This window comes from Variimorphobacter sp. HTMS_6, assembly GCF_059717775.1.
In genome coordinates this window covers 3061064-3078668 of the sequence record NZ_AP046094.1, presented here as the reverse complement: position 1 = coordinate 3078668, position 17605 = coordinate 3061064, and the positions used below count along the sequence as shown (strand labels likewise).

General features: G+C 36.9%; 13 protein-coding genes, 1 pseudogene and 1 riboswitch. Of the genes and pseudogenes, 11 read left to right on the top strand and 3 right to left on the bottom strand.

Translation table 11 applies throughout. The features are described 5' to 3' along the window. Nucleotides 1-145: 145 nt before the first annotated feature. Nucleotides 146-1978: a translational GTPase TypA gene (gene typA / locus AC6IWN_RS13870; RefSeq protein ID WP_497988002.1), complete on the bottom strand. Its 1833-nt coding sequence runs from the start codon at nucleotides 1976-1978 to the stop codon at nucleotides 146-148. Between the two features lie 437 nt (nucleotides 1979-2415). On the opposite strand from typA, the gene AC6IWN_RS13865 reads away from it, so the two are divergent. After that, nucleotides 2416-3048: a single-stranded DNA-binding protein gene (locus tag AC6IWN_RS13865; RefSeq protein ID WP_497988001.1), complete on the top strand. Its 633-nt coding sequence runs from the start codon at nucleotides 2416-2418 to the stop codon at nucleotides 3046-3048. 668 nt (nucleotides 3049-3716) lie between these two features. Here the strand turns inward: AC6IWN_RS13865 and AC6IWN_RS13860 are convergent. Beyond that, a complete protein-coding gene (locus AC6IWN_RS13860; protein WP_497988000.1) occupies nucleotides 3717-3947 on the bottom strand; it encodes an IS110 family transposase in 231 nt (76 codons plus the stop codon). A gap of 337 nt (nucleotides 3948-4284) precedes the next feature. On the opposite strand from AC6IWN_RS13860, the gene AC6IWN_RS13855 reads away from it, so the two are divergent. The 3 genes from AC6IWN_RS13855 to AC6IWN_RS13845 all read left to right on the top strand — a co-directional run bounded on the left by AC6IWN_RS13855 (nucleotide 4285) and on the right by AC6IWN_RS13845 (nucleotide 6837). After that, nucleotides 4285-4620 carry a hypothetical protein gene (locus tag AC6IWN_RS13855; RefSeq protein ID WP_497987999.1) on the top strand — a complete coding sequence of 112 codons (336 nt, stop codon included), beginning with the start codon at nucleotides 4285-4287 and terminating at the stop codon, nucleotides 4618-4620. Nucleotides 4621-4811: 191 nt separating this feature from the next. After that, nucleotides 4812-5603 (top strand): MerR family transcriptional regulator, encoded by a 792-nt coding sequence (locus AC6IWN_RS13850; protein ID WP_497987998.1) that lies wholly within the window; start codon nucleotides 4812-4814, stop codon nucleotides 5601-5603. Between the two features lie 52 nt (nucleotides 5604-5655). Continuing rightward, nucleotides 5656-6837 (top strand): YhgE/Pip domain-containing protein, encoded by a 1182-nt coding sequence (locus tag AC6IWN_RS13845; protein WP_497987997.1) that lies wholly within the window; start codon nucleotides 5656-5658, stop codon nucleotides 6835-6837. A gap of 65 nt (nucleotides 6838-6902) precedes the next feature. On the opposite strand, the pseudogene AC6IWN_RS13840 reads toward AC6IWN_RS13845, so the two are convergent. Further along, a pseudogene (locus AC6IWN_RS13840) lies at nucleotides 6903-7078 on the bottom strand (IS110 family RNA-guided transposase); the annotation flags it as partial. 210 nt (nucleotides 7079-7288) lie between these two features. Further along, nucleotides 7289-7460: riboswitch (Lysine riboswitch) on the top strand. Between the two features lie 168 nt (nucleotides 7461-7628). Between AC6IWN_RS13840 and dapA the strand changes: the two are divergent. The 7 genes from dapA to AC6IWN_RS13805 all read left to right on the top strand — a co-directional run bounded on the left by dapA (nucleotide 7629) and on the right by AC6IWN_RS13805 (nucleotide 17548). After that, nucleotides 7629-8522 (top strand): 4-hydroxy-tetrahydrodipicolinate synthase, encoded by an 894-nt coding sequence (dapA, locus tag AC6IWN_RS13835; RefSeq protein ID WP_497987996.1) that lies wholly within the window; start codon nucleotides 7629-7631, stop codon nucleotides 8520-8522. 96 nt (nucleotides 8523-8618) lie between these two features. Then, a complete protein-coding gene (dapB, locus tag AC6IWN_RS13830; protein ID WP_497987995.1) occupies nucleotides 8619-9374 on the top strand; it encodes a 4-hydroxy-tetrahydrodipicolinate reductase in 756 nt (251 codons plus the stop codon). A 457-nt stretch (nucleotides 9375-9831) separates the two neighbouring features. Continuing rightward, nucleotides 9832-10860: an ABC transporter ATP-binding protein gene (locus AC6IWN_RS13825; protein ID WP_497987994.1), complete on the top strand. Its 1029-nt coding sequence runs from the start codon at nucleotides 9832-9834 to the stop codon at nucleotides 10858-10860. Continuing rightward, entirely contained in the window at nucleotides 10844-11707 is an 864-nt protein-coding gene (locus AC6IWN_RS13820; RefSeq protein WP_497987993.1) for an ABC transporter permease, read from the top strand. Before AC6IWN_RS13825 ends, AC6IWN_RS13820 begins: the two co-directional genes overlap by 17 nt. Beyond that, on the top strand, nucleotides 11698-13170 hold the full coding sequence (locus AC6IWN_RS13815) for a Gldg family protein (RefSeq protein ID WP_497987992.1): 1473 nt from the start codon (nucleotides 11698-11700) through the stop codon (nucleotides 13168-13170). Before AC6IWN_RS13820 ends, AC6IWN_RS13815 begins: the two co-directional genes overlap by 10 nt. After that, nucleotides 13170-14654, top strand: a complete 1485-nt coding sequence (locus AC6IWN_RS13810) for a DUF4340 domain-containing protein (RefSeq protein ID WP_497987991.1) — start codon at nucleotides 13170-13172, stop codon at nucleotides 14652-14654. Before AC6IWN_RS13815 ends, AC6IWN_RS13810 begins: the two co-directional genes overlap by 1 nt. A gap of 359 nt (nucleotides 14655-15013) precedes the next feature. Further along, nucleotides 15014-17548: a SpoIID/LytB domain-containing protein gene (locus tag AC6IWN_RS13805; protein WP_497987990.1), complete on the top strand. Its 2535-nt coding sequence runs from the start codon at nucleotides 15014-15016 to the stop codon at nucleotides 17546-17548. Nucleotides 17549-17605 lie beyond the last annotated feature (57 nt).

Sequence of the window (17605 nt, the reverse complement as noted above, 5' to 3'; positions counted from 1 at the left end):
GAGATTTACAATCTTCTTGTAGCTGGCTCCAGATGTTTGGATATACATACAATCAAGGAGTGCTACAAAAAGTGAACTGTAATTCTTGGCGCTTCATTTTAATTATCATGTTCAGGATAGGTAACCACGAAAGGGTTCCTGTCTATTAATTACTTTGTCTGTTTCTACGGTCTCTCATTCGAAGGGTAGAATCAAGGATCTTTTTACGGATACGTAGGTTTTGAGGGGTTACCTCAAGTAATTCATCTGTCTCGATGAAGTCAAGAGCCTGTTCCAAGCTAAGAACCTTCGGAGGTACTAGACGAAGTGCATCATCCGCACCGGAAGAACGGGTATTGGATAGCTGTTTACGTTTACAGATATTTACCTCAATATCTTCGGTTTTCGGATTTTGTCCGACAACCATACCAGCATATACTTTTACGCCTGCGCCGATAAATAGGATACCTCTTTCTTGTGCATTATATAAGCCGTAGGTTATACTTTCACCGGTCTCATATGCGATTAAGCTTCCTGTTTTACGGTACTGAATATCGCCCTTGTATGGACCGTATCCATCGAATAAGGTATTCATAATACCATTTCCCTTAGTATCGGTAAGGAAGTCACCGCGGTAACCGATTAATCCACGTGCGGGAACAGAGAATTCCACTCGGGTATGACCATTGCCTGCATTATGCATATTAACCATTTCGCCCTTACGTTGACCCATTTTTTCAATGATTGTACCTGCATATTCATCAGGAACGTCAATTACGGCATGTTCCATAGGCTCTAAACGCTTTCCGTTTTCATCGGTTTTGTATAATACCTCTGCTTTACTTACAGAGAATTCGTAGCCTTCACGACGCATGGTCTCAATTAATACGGACAGATGTAACTCGCCTCTACCGGACACTTTAAAGCTTTCAGTGGTCTCTGTTTCTTCCACTCGAAGACTTACGTCAGTGTTTAACTCTCTCATTAAACGTTCTCTAAGGTGACGGGAAGTAATAAATTTACCTTCCTGACCTGCAAGAGGGCTGTCATTTACATTAAAATACATCGCAATTGTAGGCTCGGAGATCTTCTGGAACGGGATTGCTTCCGGTGTTTCAGGAGAGCAGATGGTATCACCGATATGAATATCTGCAATACCGCTGATTGCAACGATGGCACCAATCGTAGCTTCATTTACTTCAACTCGTTTTAAACCATCAAATTCATAAAGTTTACTAATCTTAACTCTAACATTCTTATCCGGTTCGTGAGCATTCAACATAACACAATCCTGATTTATTTTAATTATTCCGTTATCCACTTTGCCGATACCGATACGACCAACATACTCATTATAATCGATTGTACTGATTAATATCTGAGTGCCTTTTTCTGGATCACCTTCGGGAGCAGGAATGTAGTTAATAATTGTTTCGAACAAAGGAACCATGTCAACTGCTTCCTCATCAATGGACATAGAAGCGATACCGGCCTTTGCAGAAGCAAATACGAATGGACAGTCTAACTGCTCATCGTTTGCATCGAGTTCAAGGAATAATTCCAGAACCTCATCCACTACTTCAGTAGGTCGTGCCTCCGGACGATCAATTTTGTTAACACATACGATAACAGGCAGGGATAACTCCAATGCCTTTTTTAGAACGAACTTTGTTTGTGGCATCGGTCCTTCGAAAGCGTCTACTACAAGAACTACACCATTAACCATTTTTAAAACACGCTCAACTTCTCCACCGAAGTCCGCATGTCCTGGAGTGTCTATAATATTGATCTTCACTGATTCATATTGAACTGCAGTGTTTTTAGACAAAATTGTGATGCCTCGTTCTCTTTCCAGTGCATTAGAATCCATGACTCTCTCCGCTACTGCTTGATTAGCACGAAATGTACCACTTTGCTTCAATAATTCATCAACCAATGTTGTTTTACCATGATCGACATGAGCAATAATCGCTATATTTCGAATATCCTCTCGTTTCATTAATAATTACCTTCTTTCTTACGCGCAAAAACTTCGCATATATATAGTGTGAATAATGTAAGGAATCATTCACATAATCTGACATACCCAGCCTTGATGATCCGATTATGAACACAAAAAATCAGTGAATGCAAAAATATTACATGATTCTCTTTACTTATTTAAAAGCATTTCTACATTGTAGCATAGGGTAGAAATAAAAATCAACGTATGATTGGAGAAAATTTATAAAAAATAGTGATTATATTTGTATAAAGTAACAGAAATTGGAAAAAATTCAAATGTCTATGATTTTTTTATTCTAAAATTTTAAATCACGCATATATTTAATCATAGGTGAATCAAACTGTTTTTGACTGAACAGATAAAATTTACCCCACATTTTAGAGTAGATTGGCGTAAAAAAGGAACGCCGAGAGAGAAGGGAGAGGCACGGTATGACAGATAAAGTATTTGATAACAATCAAGTAAGTATTGCAGGAGAGGTAATCAGTGATTTCACGTTCAGCCATGATGTATTTGGCGAAGGATTTTATGTATTGGAGGTAGTAGTCAGTCGACTAAGTAATTCCTACGACATGATTCCGGTTATGGTATCCGAACGTCTCATTGATGTGAAACAAGATTATAAGGGCAAATTTGTTGAGATATTAGGGCAATTCCGTTCCTATAATCGTCATGAGGAGAGTAAAAATAAGTTAGTCTTATCCGTATTTGCAAGGGAAATAAAAATGGTGGATGAATTATCCGAGAATGCGAAACCGAATCACATCTTCTTGGATGGTTTTGTATGCAAACCTCCGATCTATCGCAAGACTCCACTCGGAAGAGAAATTGCCGATGTACTTCTGGCAGTAAATCGTCCCTATGGGAAATCGGATTATATCCCATGCATCTGCTGGGGAAGAAATGCAAGATTCGCCGAAAGCTTTGCGGTCGGGGGACACGTGCAAATATGGGGCAGAATCCAGAGTAGAGAGTATCAGAAGAAGTTGAACGAAACAGATTTTGAGAAGCGTGTAGCCTATGAGGTTTCAGTAAGCAAGTTGGAATACCTAGAGGAATATTAAAAGAAGCATTCACTTTATTTATTTATTTATTTTTTGCATTATAGTTTTTACAATAGAAGAAAGTGATTTAGAGATGGGTGCTATAAATATAAAAATAATATGCAGATTCGATATATGGTGTAAGAGATATGTCGGATCTGTTTTTAATATACAAGGAAATTTCGAATTTACTTGTATATTAAGCCTTCTAGCTAGGATGAGTACTTCGCGGCAATGAAATTTTGCTTTGCAACCGCTCAGGAACAAAGTGTCAGCTGGCTGACACTTTGTTCTTTTTGAAATCTGGAAGTAAAGAGGCAACACGATTCATTTCTTTACGTAACCTTTCAAGTGAATTGATGAGAGAGTTCAGCTCCTGAATACTTACTTGTATTAGAAACTGGGTGTTTGTGCTCTTAGGCAGCGTATTAATGGATTTAGATGCAGATTCATAAATCTCATTAGCTTTTGCGGTTGATAATGGTAACCAGCTTTATGGTACCATTTTTCATATTTATTAACGAAACTTATTTTAGACTGTGATGAAACACAATTGCAATGCCAAAACGTCATTGAAAAATCTATCCATTACTGATGACCATCCTGCCATGGAGTATTACCAAACAGCGTATTTATATTAGGAAATGTTTGATCAAGATTTGTTAGTAAGCTATTAGACAGTACAACTTTTAGTTTTGTGTATTGTGAAACTGGCGATTGTAAGTTTTTAGAAGCAGCCGAAGTTCGTCTTCTGGTATGTATTCAGGTAGATCAATCCACCGATCGAGTCCGTAATTAGCTATTTTAAGCGCATCCTTTTTATCAGTTTTTACTCTTCTGATACTTGAATTACTATAGTCGTGAATTAAGATAGCATTGATTACAGATACAAAAATTCCTTCATGGTGCAGATGGTTCACAATGGAAATATTTACCCGTAAATTCCATAATAACGAGAGACTCACCTGATAACTTTTTGATTCGATGAGCTAATTGTTTGAGTTCAATTTCTGAGTGGTTTACTTCAAACGGAACGGCTACTATTTCGCCATATGGACGAGAAGCATACTGTAAATGATCACATAAACTTGTAGCTAGAGAAGTAAATGATGACCTTTATTTGTGTATTTCTTTATCGGTAAAATTATTTGAAATAATTTACATTAAAAAATATTAAAAAAACTTGCTAACGACGTAACGTCGCGTGATAGTATGTAAATATAAAAAGGAAGAAAGGTGATTTATATGAATAATAACATGGAGAAAAGCTCGACTGGCGCATCGACAAGAAACATCATCATAAGAACACAGCAAGGAGAAGTGGAAGTTACTGGAACCCATCATGATCAACCAGGGATATGTCCACACTGCCATAGAGAGATTCCTTTGTCTTCGGTAGTCTTCAAAAAGATGGATATCAATAACAATGTGGTTACATTTTCAGGTAGAGAATTAGCAGTAGAGTATGGAATAACAATCGGCCAGAAAAATAAAGCAGCAGTTACTGATCAGCAGCAAAACAAGCCGGGAGAATGTCCCTATTGTCATGAGCAGATTCATATAAACGAGATAATGTTCAGGGAGAATATATAAAAAGGTCGAACAGATGAAAATTTATGATGATAGTTATTTTGTACCTGATGAGTTGGCTCATTTAATCAGTGAGACTCTAAAAATTATTCAATACAGGGGCCAAACAGATTAAAAAAATAAAAAATATTATGAAAAACAGATCACTTGATTTGAACCCAAGAGATCTAACAAGTATAGCAAGGAGGAATAGTATGGGGAACGATGAAGAACATCTGTTTACAATTGGGGAATTGGCGAAACTTGTAGGAGTATCCGTAAGAACATTGCAGTATTACGATCAGGCAAACCTGCTAAATTCTACTTATACTGAGAGCCATAAAAGAGTATATACCCGTGACGATATACTAAAACTTCAACAAATTCTTTTTTTGAAATCATTAGGCTTTCCTCTTCAAGAGATAAATAACAAAATCCTGAAATCAAAAAATTCCGTTGATTTAAATAAAGTCTTTACCCAACAGCGTGAAATACTGCTACATCAAATCGCAAACTTAAATAAAATCGCTGTTACTTTAGATCAGGTGATATCAGAGACAGCGGGCGGGCAGGAGATTAGCGTGGATAGATTGATTACCATTATGGAGTTAATGAAGCAAGGCAACCCGTACTCGTTTGTCGTCAGGTATCTTAATGAAGAGCAGCTCAAAAGTATTGAAAACAGATTATTAACCTCGTTTGAAAAAAATGAAATTTTGGTAGAAGAAGTTTTTGAGCAACTGGAAAACTTGTATCAACAAGGTGCTGATCCTGCCGGAAAAGAGGGACAGGAGCTTGCGGAGCGCTGGTGGAACATGGTAAATGATTTTACAACAGGTGACATTGATATGTTGGGAAGGCTTATTTCGGCTGGAAGAGATATTGGTAACTGGCCTGAAGAAACAAAAAATATAAGTGAACCTATAGAAAACTTGTTAAAAAAGGCACTTAACATTTATCTTCTTACGAACGGAATTCAGATAAAGATTCAGAACGAACATGACTGAACATAAAAAGCAGATTTTATAATCATAAACACTTGTTAAAGGAGAAATAGTTATGAAACTTACAAAGTTTTTGCTAAGTAAGGGCGTTATCTATGCCATAATTTTGGCAGTATTTTATCAGATCGCGATGGTGGGACTTTATATTTACGGGTATCACGTCCTACCAAATGGGGTTAATCTACTTGTAATCAATGTGGTAAATCAGGATGGCGATAAAGGAACAGCAATCGAAGAAGAACTTGTTCCAACTTTGTCCAAATCATTTAGCAAAGTGATTACTGACAAGGGTTTGGAAGAGAGTAAAGATGAACTTGATAATCGGCAGATACAAATGATTATTGTCATCCCTGAAAATTTTGTGGATGACTTAACGTCAGGAAAATCAACGATTGATTTTTATATTGATGAATCAAATACAACTACGGTTATAAATACTATGGGGGCAGTTGCCAAATCTATAACTGACAATTTTAACCAAGCTATTAATCAGGGAAAACTAACTAACATACTGAATTCTCTCAATGTCAATGTCACGCAGCAGGAAAAGATTACGGAACAGTTGAATAATTCAGTAGTTCAAAATAATGTTTATATCAACAAAGCACCCAGCAGTATGGATTATGTAATGGCACCATCATTTTTAACTATAGCGACATACGCTTCTTCTATGGTTGTAGCGATTGTACTGATGAATATTTTTCTCGCTTTTATCCCTATTATCGGAAAATGGAAGGCTTTTCGATATGTCGAAATTACAGGATGTGTTATTGCCATTCTTGCACCCTTGTTTGGAGTATTTATGGCGAGAATCTTAATTTCAATCAGTTTGCAGAAGCTGGTAATCGTTTATCTGCAACAGATTTTTATGCAAATAACAGCTTTCCAGTTTGCTTTTATATTCTCGGTTTTGTTTGGGCAAAACGGTATCTTTATTAATATACCATTGATGCTTGCGCAGACAATAGCCGGAGGTGGTACCATGCCACTACAAATCATGCCTGATTTATTTAAAGTGATCAGCTATTTTACTCCTATGTACCCTAATACTCAAATCAACTTTGGACTGTTGTTTGGAGGACCGACTTTTACTTTTGAGATTCGGTTGCTGGCAATTCTGATTACATCCTCTCTTATACTTTTATTAATTGTATGGCGCAAATGGCCTAAAAAGGAAGACAGCAAGGAAACAGTGGTGAATAACGTCATCGGCAAGCCAGCAACAGATTTGAGATAATTGAATGACTGTGAAGAAATAACCACCATCACTGCTGGCCTAAAAATTAATGTTACGGATAAATCTTATAGCGTGTTTAAATATTTATTGACTCTTGCATAGTAAATGCGAAGAAATTTATTGGCACCAGCCATCATATAGATGTAATAATGTTTTCCTTCACTGTGTTTCTTATTCAAAAAAAATAAACAGAATCATTACTAGGCTTTTGGCGTAGAATACAGTTCATTACTTGAAAAATTTTGAAGTTTACGTGCAATGCTTAGGTGTCCGAAAGAGCGAAAGAAGGCACCTTAGAATTGCTAGTAAACTTCAACTGCATCTCAAAACTGCTCCTTATCATGTAACTATGTCAGTAACCGTCCCTAGAATGAAAATTAATGGAAAAATTCATTGACATCAATAAAGTCCGGTGTTAATATGAAGCTACGAATATTGTAAATTGCATATTGCTTATGGTAGAGGTGCATTGTTTAAGAGTAAACTGCTGGATATGTCAGGAATAGAGGAAAGCAGCGAAAGGAAACGGTGCCGAAGTGGTGATAATCCTGAGTTATTACTGCTGGGCAAATGGTGAATAATCATTTGACTGTCATCAAAATTGATGGAGAGCTGCCTAAAGAATATTTAATCTAGATGGTTCATGAAGAAATAGTCTATCATGCAACCTCGGTTATTCTTTAGTTGTCGACTCTTGAGGTCGACTTTTTTTATTTAATCCGTGTAAGCATTGGTACAACAAATTCGAATGGAACAAGTAGTTTTAGATTGAAAAGATGGAGGTTAGAACTATGGCAGTATTTAAGGGCGCAGGTGTTGCAATCGTAACACCATTTACAGAGAATAACGAGGTGAACTATGAAAAACTCGGAGAGCTGATTGAATATCAAATCGCCGAAGGAACTGACAGCATAGTAATCTGCGGAACAACCGGTGAAGCATCCACATTATCACATGAGGAGCATTTGGAGTGTATCCGATACACAGTAGAGAAGGTGGCAAAAAGAGTACCGGTTATCGCAGGTACCGGATCTAATTCCACTGAAACAGCTATCTACCTCTCTCAGGAAGCTGAAAAATACGGTGCCGACGCACTTTTAGTGGTAACTCCTTACTATAATAAGGCAACTCAGAAAGGGTTAATCGGTCATTTTACTGCAGTTGCAAATTCAGTGAACATTCCGATTATTCTTTATAATGTGCCGAGCAGAACTGGATGCAACATTCTTCCACATACGGTTGCTACATTGGTGAAAGATGTGGATAACATCGTTGGAATTAAAGAAGCAAGTGGAAATATCGCTCAGGTTGCGGAAGTAATGCTTTTAACGAACGGTGAGATTGATTTATATTCCGGATGTGATGAGATGGTGGTACCTGTACTATCCTTAGGTGGTATCGGTGTAATCTCTGTACTTTCTAATGTGGCTCCTAAGGAAACACATGATATGGTTGAGAAATTCCTTGAGGGTGATGTGGTAGGCAGCCGTAATATTCAAATTAGATTATTACCGTTAATTAATGCATTGTTCTGTGAAGTAAATCCAATCCCAGTGAAAAAGGCTGTGAATCTGATGGGTTTTGAAGTGGGAACCCTAAGAATGCCATTAACCGAGATAGAGCCGGCGAATGCAGAACTCTTATTAAAAGAGATGAATGCAGCAGGAGTTATACGATTTAAATAATAAAAATAATATCCTAATATAGGAATTACTTTACTTATTACGAGGAACTGGTATGATATTTATGAATACAAAAGTTCTTTTGAATGGAGGAAGCATATGACAAATATCATTTTACGTGGTTGTAATGGTAAAATGGGGCAAGTAATTACAGACATTGTTGAGGCGGATGAGAATGCAGTAATTGTTGCGGGAGTTGACATTTTTCAAAACAGGGTGAATAAATACCCGGTATATCAAAGCTTTACAAAATGTAATGTAAAGGCAGATGTTATCATAGATTTTTCTTCGCCAATCAACATAGAAGAAATGCTTGAATTTGCGGTGAAGAAGGGTATCGGGATTGTGCTTTGCACCACCGGATTATCAAAAGAACAGCTAATCGCAGTAGAGGAGACTTCAAAACGAGTTCCGATTTTTCAATCTGCGAATATGTCAATGGGGATTAACCTTATCTCTAAGCTTCTTAAACAAGCAACTGCAATGTTAGCAGATGCAGGGTTTGATATTGAAATAGTGGAGAAGCATCATAATCGAAAAGTTGATGCTCCGTCAGGTACAGCGTTAGCACTTGCAGATGTGATGAATGAAGCATTAAATAATGAATATGATTATAAATACGACAGATCCGGTGACAGAGTGATGAGAAATAAGAAAGAAATCGGTATCTCTGCGGTACGCGGAGGTACAATTGTAGGTGAACATGAAATCATCTTTGCAGGAACCGATGAAGTGATTGAAATAAAACATACTGCTTACTCCAAGGCTATCTTTGCTAAGGGTGCAGTACAGGCTGCTAAGTTCCTTCCTGGCAATCCTGCCGGTAAGTATAATATGAGTGATGTAATGGATTAATCAAATTCCCCATGCAAATATGTGACACGATAATTAGTGATAATAATTCGTTCATAGCATGGGGATTTTTTATATAATAGGAAATTCCGAATTTCTAGTTATATAAAAGCCTTTCAGGCAGGATGTGCATTTCTTGGTAATGAAGTTTTGCTTCACAACCAATCAGGCGCGAAGTATCAGTTACTGACACTTTGTTCTGTCATGGTATTAATCTGCCTTGTAGAACACATTCTTTTAAAATTAATCAGGTTTGTTCACAAAATTTTCGTAATATTATTGTATGATAAACGCATGTGGTTTTCCAGAGGGAGGAAGCACAAACATTTTCTATGAAATATGTTAGTGCGATTAAGAATCGAAATACTTGTAAAATGTAGTATTTACGGTTAAAATCAAAATAATAGGATATTTCCATGTACTTACCAGGGAATATCGAAAGATTAAGGAGGAAATAGGTTTGATTGAAGTAAAAAATTTGGTTAAACGTTACGGTAATCATACTGCAGTAAATGATCTATCTTTTACCGTTGATAGGGGACAGGTTTTAGGCTTTCTAGGACCGAATGGTGCCGGTAAGTCAACTACCATGAATATCATCACCGGTTATATGTCAGCTACAGAGGGAACAGTGACTATAAATGATGTAGATGTTTATGATGAGCCGGAAAGAGTAAAGAAAATGATAGGATATCTTCCGGAGCAGCCTCCGCTTTATCCGGATATGACAGTTCGAGAGTATTTGGATTTTATCGCGGACATTAAAAAAGTAAAAAAGAGTGCGAAGCATAAGATGATTGGCGATGTTATGGAAGCTACCAAAATCACACATATGTCAGAGCGTCTTATTAAGCATTTATCAAAAGGATATAAACAAAGAGTCGGACTTGCCCAGGCTATCATGGGATATCCGGAATTGATCATATTGGACGAGCCAACCGTTGGCTTAGACCCGAAGCAAATTATTGAAATCAGAGATTTAATTCGTGAACTTAGTAAAAAGCATACAGTTATTCTTAGCTCCCATATCATGCAGGAAGTAAGTGCAGTATGCGATACCGTTATGATTATCGATAAAGGACAATTAGTATTAAGTGATAAGCCAGAGAATCTCAGTGCTCGTCTGGGTGTGACCGGTTTGATGAAAATCACAGTAAAAGGAGATCATGAAACGGTTATTACCGCATTAAAAAAGATCGAAAAGATTACAAATATCGAAGAGCAGCCGGATTCAAAAGACGGAATCGGTGAATTCACTCTTTATTATGGTGAGAATGATGATGTTCGTGAAGAGGTGTTCTATGCTATGTGTGATGCAAAGACCCCGATTCTTGAGATGCAGACGGTAAAAATGAGCTTAGAGGATATCTTCTTAAAGGTTACAGATCAAAACAGCACTGTTGGTGATCAAGAGGAAAAACCTGAAGTAGCTCAGCTGGAAGAGAGTAAGAGTGAAGAGGAGGATACAACAAATGCTGGCGATTTATAAGAAAGAATTACGTTCCTATTTTACATCGATGATCGGATATGTGTTTATTGCATTTTTCCTTGTTATTATCGGTATCGGATTTTTGTTCCAGAACTTAATCCAGACCTATGGTAACTTTGAATATACATTGCAATCAATTAGCTTTCTTTTTGTGTTACTCACACCGGTATTGACAATGAGATTAATGGCGGAAGAGAACAAACAAAAAACAGATCAGTTATTATTAACTTCACCACTTTCCGCATCTGCGATTGCAGTAGGTAAGTTCCTTGCGGTATTCACGGTATTTTTATCAGCAATGCTAATTACTTGTGCATATCCTTTGGTATTATCTAAATACGGCGAAATCCCGTTACTGTCCGCATATTCCGGAATTCTTGGATTTGTTGCTATGGGCGCGGCATATCTATCAATCGGTTTATATATTTCATCCTTAACTGAAAGCCAGGTGGTAGCAGCAGTCGTATCTTTTGTAATCTTCTTATTTACATTTTTAATGGAGAACATAGCGAATACGATTCCTTCTGATAACAGAACCGCTTTTATCGTATTCACAGTTATCATTATACTGGTCTGTATCATTCTTTATCGTATGATGAATAACATGACGATTGCATTAAGTGCCGCAATTATTTTAGAAATTGCACTCCTCCTTATCTATAGGTTACAGCCAACCTTATTGGACGGCTCTGTTTCAAAGATTACAGGATGGTTATCCATGGCTGATCGTTATACTCAATTCAGCTACGGAATATTTGATATGTCCGGTATTATCTACTATGTAAGTATCACCTTCTTATTTACGTTCTTAACGACGCAGGTAATTAGGAAAAAGAGATGGAGCTAGGAAAGGAGAATATCATCGTGAAAGATAATAATAAGAAAAGCTTTTTAGCGGGGATGAAAGCGTCCTTTTCCGGAAGAAAATTACGTAGCGGTGCGTACGTAACCGCGATGTCCTTTGTGGTTATCGTAATTATCCTTGTTGTTAATATGCTTATAACAAAGATGAACCTTCAGGTTGATTTAAGTACACAGAATATGTTTTCTATAACCAATGATTCAAAGAAGTTGGTGAAGGATTTAAAGGATGATGTAACAATATACTATTTGGTACAGAGTGGAACGGAGCAAAAAACGTTCACAAATATTATTAAACAATATGAGGCATCTTCTAATAAGATTAAGGTTGTATACAAGGATCCTGTGTTATATCCGAAGTTTGCCCAACAGCTCGGTGTAGAGGATAAGGTTCAGAATAACAGCTTCCTTATCGTGAATGATAGGACTAAGAAGGCTAAATATGTAGATTATAATGATCTATTAGTAACAGAGACAGATCAACAGTCAGGCGAACAAAGAACGACTGCAATTGATGTGGAGGGTGAGATTACTTCTGCGATTCAAAATATTACGACCACGAAACCTACAAAGATGTATATTGTTGAGGGACATGGGGAGACAGAAACAGGGACTACCTTTGATGAATTATTAAAGAAGATGAATGTGACAACCGACTCCTTAAAGACCGTTTCTGAAAGCAGTATACCAAAAGATTGTGGTGTTCTCTTCATTAATGCTCCAACTACTGATTTTACAGATGCAGAGACAAAGCTTGTTAAAGATTATCTGATAAAGGGTGGTAAAGCTCTTATTACCGTAGATTATAATGCTTATTCCTTAAAGAATTTTGATTCTATTCTGGAGTATTACGGTGTGGAAATAGTGAACGGTATCGTTCTTGAAAGCGATGCTAACATGCATGTAAATCAATATATTAATTCATTATTACCGGATGTGAAATCAAACGATATTACTACTAATGTAAAGAATAAAGATGTTCCTGTACTTATGCCGATATCCTCCGGTTTAAAGATAGCTGCTCAAAAAAGAAATACCTTAACAATTGAAACGTTATTACAAACCTCAGAAAGTTCATTTTCTAGAGTAGATATGTCTAGCAATAGTATGAACAAGGAAAATGGTGATATTGATGGTCCGTTTAATGTGGGCTTGGTTTCAACCGATAAATTTAATGGAATTACCTCAGGAATTGTAGTATTCGGTAGTGCATTTACTTTTAGCGACGACGCAAAGGATTATTCAAATTTATCATTGTTAAGTGGATCAATTGGCTATTGTGTAGGGGATAAGAACATGTTATCTATTCCGACTAAGAGTTTATCAAGTCCATACGTACAGTTATCACAAAACCAGGTTATTGTAATCGGTGCCACAGTTGTATTGATTATTCCGATTGTGATATTGGTTATTGGTGGAGTGGTCTTCTATAGAAGGAGGAGAAAATAATGGCTAAAAGAAAGAAAAAAAATGCCATTACCATAGTTTCCCTTCTTGTGTTATTAGTTGCTCTAATAGGAGTTTATGTTTGGTATGGCAATAGGGAGACAAAAAAAGATACTCCAGAGGATACAAAAACGATATCCTTAGCGAAGGTTGATCCTTCAAAGGTTACACAAATCCATTATATTGGTACCGATCTTAATATGGATTTTGTTCAAAAGGATGGCGTATGGAAGTCCAAAGAGGAGCCGGATAGACCGATTAATCAGGATAGTATATCGGGTATGATAAATAACATTCAGGATATTACAGCTACAAAAGTTATTGCAGAATCAACGGATGACCTCGCTAACTTTGGTTTGGATACTCCAAAGCCATCTGTTGAGATAACGATGGAAGATGGATCCACCGTAATTCTAAAGCTTGGCTTGGAAGCACCGACAGGAGATGGCTTTTATGCGATGGTGAACAAGGATAGTAAAGTATATCTTGTTGACAGAAGTTACAGCTCAGCACTAACAATTACAAATCTATCAATATCGGAGATAAAGAAAGCCCCCGATATAGCCCCCGATAAGATCAACTATCTGAAAATAGATAAACGTGGTGGACAGAAGATTGAATTAATGTTAAGCGAGACAACTGCGAAGGATAATAGCGGTTTCGGTAATTTCAACTGGCAGTATATTAAGCCTTATGGTGATGGATATACAGCAGACACGAATGAAATTCAGAAGATTATACAAAATTATGCTACATTTACGTATAACGGATGTGTAGACTATAAGGGTGATAAATTGAGTAAATACGGCTTGGATAAGCCTGCTGCAACTGTAACTGTTGGATATTATCAGAATCCATCCTCTCCAACACCGACGCCTGCAAAAACAGGTCCAGCGATAGTGACACCAAAGATTAGTAAGAGATATACAATCTATATTGGTAATAAGACAGAGGATGACAATTATTACGTAAGAGTAGATGGGTTGAAATCAGTATATTTACTGAGTGCAAATACGGTAGATGGTATGCTAGGTGTAGATGCTTTCACGCTGATTAACAAATATGCAGCGATTCCAAGTGTATTAAGAGTAGATAAGATTACTGCGGATTTTGACGGGCAGAGCTATATTATGGATATAAAGACGACTAAATCAAAGGATAAGGATGGGAAAGAGGTTTCAACTCAAACATTCAAATTCAATGGAGCTGATGTTGGTGCCGAAGCCTTTTCCGAACTATATCGCTCATTGGATTCCATTATGTATGATGCAGTTTTAGATAAGAAGGTAGATGTATCAAAGTTAAAACCGGTTTTCTCTATTTCGTTCCACCTAACGGATAATGATACACCGGTAGCAGCAACATTATACCCATACAACGATAGCTTTGATATTGTAGATAAGGGAACCGGAGTATATTTCCTAGCTGATAAGAGAAAGATTCAATTAATTGCAGATAAGATTAAGGACTTTAAGCCCACAAAATAATTATTGAATGATTTCGTATCCTATCATAATTGCTATAAGAAACGGATCTAATCATTATGAAGGCTGCTTCAGAACAGTTAAATTCTCTGCCAAGCATAGATATTGCTTTGCAACGAAGAAACTGTTCTGAGGTAGCCTTTTTTTACCAACCCCATCTGGATTGATGAAGCAAAAAAAGATGAAGGAAGCTAATTATAGGAAATATTTCTTTATCTTTTCATATACATCATCGTATTTAACACTTATAATGTAATATGAAAAATATAACTTGTACGAATATTATATTCATTTACATAATATATTAGCATAGAAGCAAGACAAACTATGTAAATAGGGGTAGGCCTGGAATAGGAGCAACGATGAGTATAAAGAGAAAACTTGTTTTAATGGGAATATGTATTGGAATTGTATTGGTCGTTCTAACGGTTAATATTATGCGAGGAATTCAGATAGATAATAAAGAAGGAGTCGGAGTAAAATCCGTTCCTGAGAATATAATTACACGTGCGGAAGCGTATCGATTGTTAAGCTATCTGGATTATAATCAGACAGAAAGAGAAGCAATACCAATAGGTATTGATTATAGTAGTAATAAGATGTCAGGCTGGTATGATACCTATGTAAATGCAGTATGGAAGATGGGGTTAATCGGTAATAAGGTCAAGAAAAATCCTGCTGCTGCTCTTACTTATGGAGAATGTAAGGATATGATTGATAAACTGATTATGACGGATCCTTCGTATCAAGCCTCATATAAAAAAATTACCTTTGATTTTACTAGCGCAAAGAAGGACATGCAGGTAACGGATTTTCTAGAATTATATCAAGGGCTTCTGGACAGTCAGTCAAAGGAACAACGCAAAGTACAGGAGGACACCTTACTTGTATTAGGTAGGGATGTCAGTGAAGATGGCAAAGACCGTATGGTTACGGATAAAGGTAAATACTACTATTTGAACGCTAAGAGCTATGATAAATACTTAAATAAATCTAAGAGTTCAACATCTAAACCTACACCGAAATCAAGCGAGGATATATCAGGGCAAGATAATTCAAACCAAGATCAAGCTAAGAATATGACAGATATTTTTATGAATAAAGGGATCAACGTATTAGTCTGTGATCAGGAATTAGTTTATATATCCTCTGTAACTACTGAAAAGATAGTTGTACATAATGTTTATATAAAAGAAGGAAAAGAAACACAGGTGGATGCCTATATCAATGGGATAAGCAAAAGCTTCCAAGCAATCTCAGAGATAAAATCACCCATTCAAAAAGTTATCAGTGATATTACGGTAGAAAATGAAAAGATTGTTAAGATTAATGTGAAACCGGACAAGATACATGGGAAAGTGCAGAGCATAGGTAAAGATTATATTGAAATAGCAGGTTATGGGAAGGTTCCGTTAGAGGAGGATTATAAGATCTATAAGGTTTATGGTGATATAGAGATTGAGCCTTCAGGAAGTATTCTGGTAGGATATGATAATACGGAATTTGTAGTATCAAATGGAAAGATCAGTGCGGCATTAATTACAGGGAGTATCAAGGCGCAAAACATTAGAGTTTTAATTAAGAGCAACGGCTATAAGGATATTTACCATAACAGTGTTGAAGTAACTTCGAAGACTGATTTTGTTGTAAGCACAAAGAAATCAAAAAAAACCTATAAGGCAGGGGAGAAGGTGACAATCAATACGGATAATAAATTGTTTTCGGACGGTAGAATTACAGTAAAGTCTGCCACCGGCTCCGGGAAAATTCAGTTACTATCCGTTAAGCGTGCCTGCGGTAATCCAAAATACAGAGGTTCGATAGAGATTGCGAAGGATGATAATAAATTACTGGTTGTAAACGAGCTGCCAATGGAAGAATACCTTTATGCAGTTATACCAAGTGAAATGCCAACAAGTTACGGGGTAGAGGCATTAAAGGTACAGGCAGTGTGTGCCAGAAGTTATGCATATCGTCATCTGATGGCAAACAGTCTGAGCCAGTACGGAGCACATGTTGATGACAGTCAGGCATATCAGGTCTATAACAACACCTCGGAGAATGAAAACTCTATACTTGCAGTTAAGGATACCTACGGACAGGTCTTAAAATATAATGATAACGTTATCATCGCATATTATTTTTCCACCTCCTGCGGTCATACAGCCAGTCCTTCCAGTGTTTGGGCCACTAACTCAAATATTCCTTATTTGGATGGTCAGTTAATGCTGACGAATGGTGAGGGGGATAAGTCGGATGATCAGGATGATGCAGAAAAATTATATCAGGATCTATCAACAGAGAAGCGATTTAAAAAATTCATTACTGCAAAGGATTTTACCACTTACGATAGTGAGTTCAGCTGGTATCGTTGGAAGGTAACAATGTCAGCTTCCGATATTGAAAAAGTGATTAATAATAACTTGTCTACAAAATATAATGCAAATCCGAATCTGATATTGACCAAGGACACCGATGACTCAAAATATAAGAGTGAACCGGTGGATACCGTAGGTGATCTTGTGGATATCAGTGTAACAAAAAGGGATAGAAGTGGAATAATCACCGAGCTGTTGATTAAAGGAACGAAAAATACAATCAAGGTACGTACGGAATATAATATCCGAGCATTACTCGCCCCAATATATGATAGTATTGTGCGCCAGGACGATACGAAGGTAGAGAGTATGAGCTTGTTACCAAGCGCGTTCTTTATGATAAATGATAAGAAAAAAGGCGGGAAACTCAATACCCTTACCCTGACCGGAGGAGGTTTCGGCCACGGGGTCGGAATGAGCCAGAATGCAGTTAAGGCACTACTCGAAGAGGGTAAGAATTACAAAGATATCGTATCATATTTTTATAAAGGAACCATTATTGGTAATATCTATAGCTGAAGTTAAGAGAAAGGCTGTTACAATACTTGCTCTGTGAGATTAGTGAAATCACAAAAA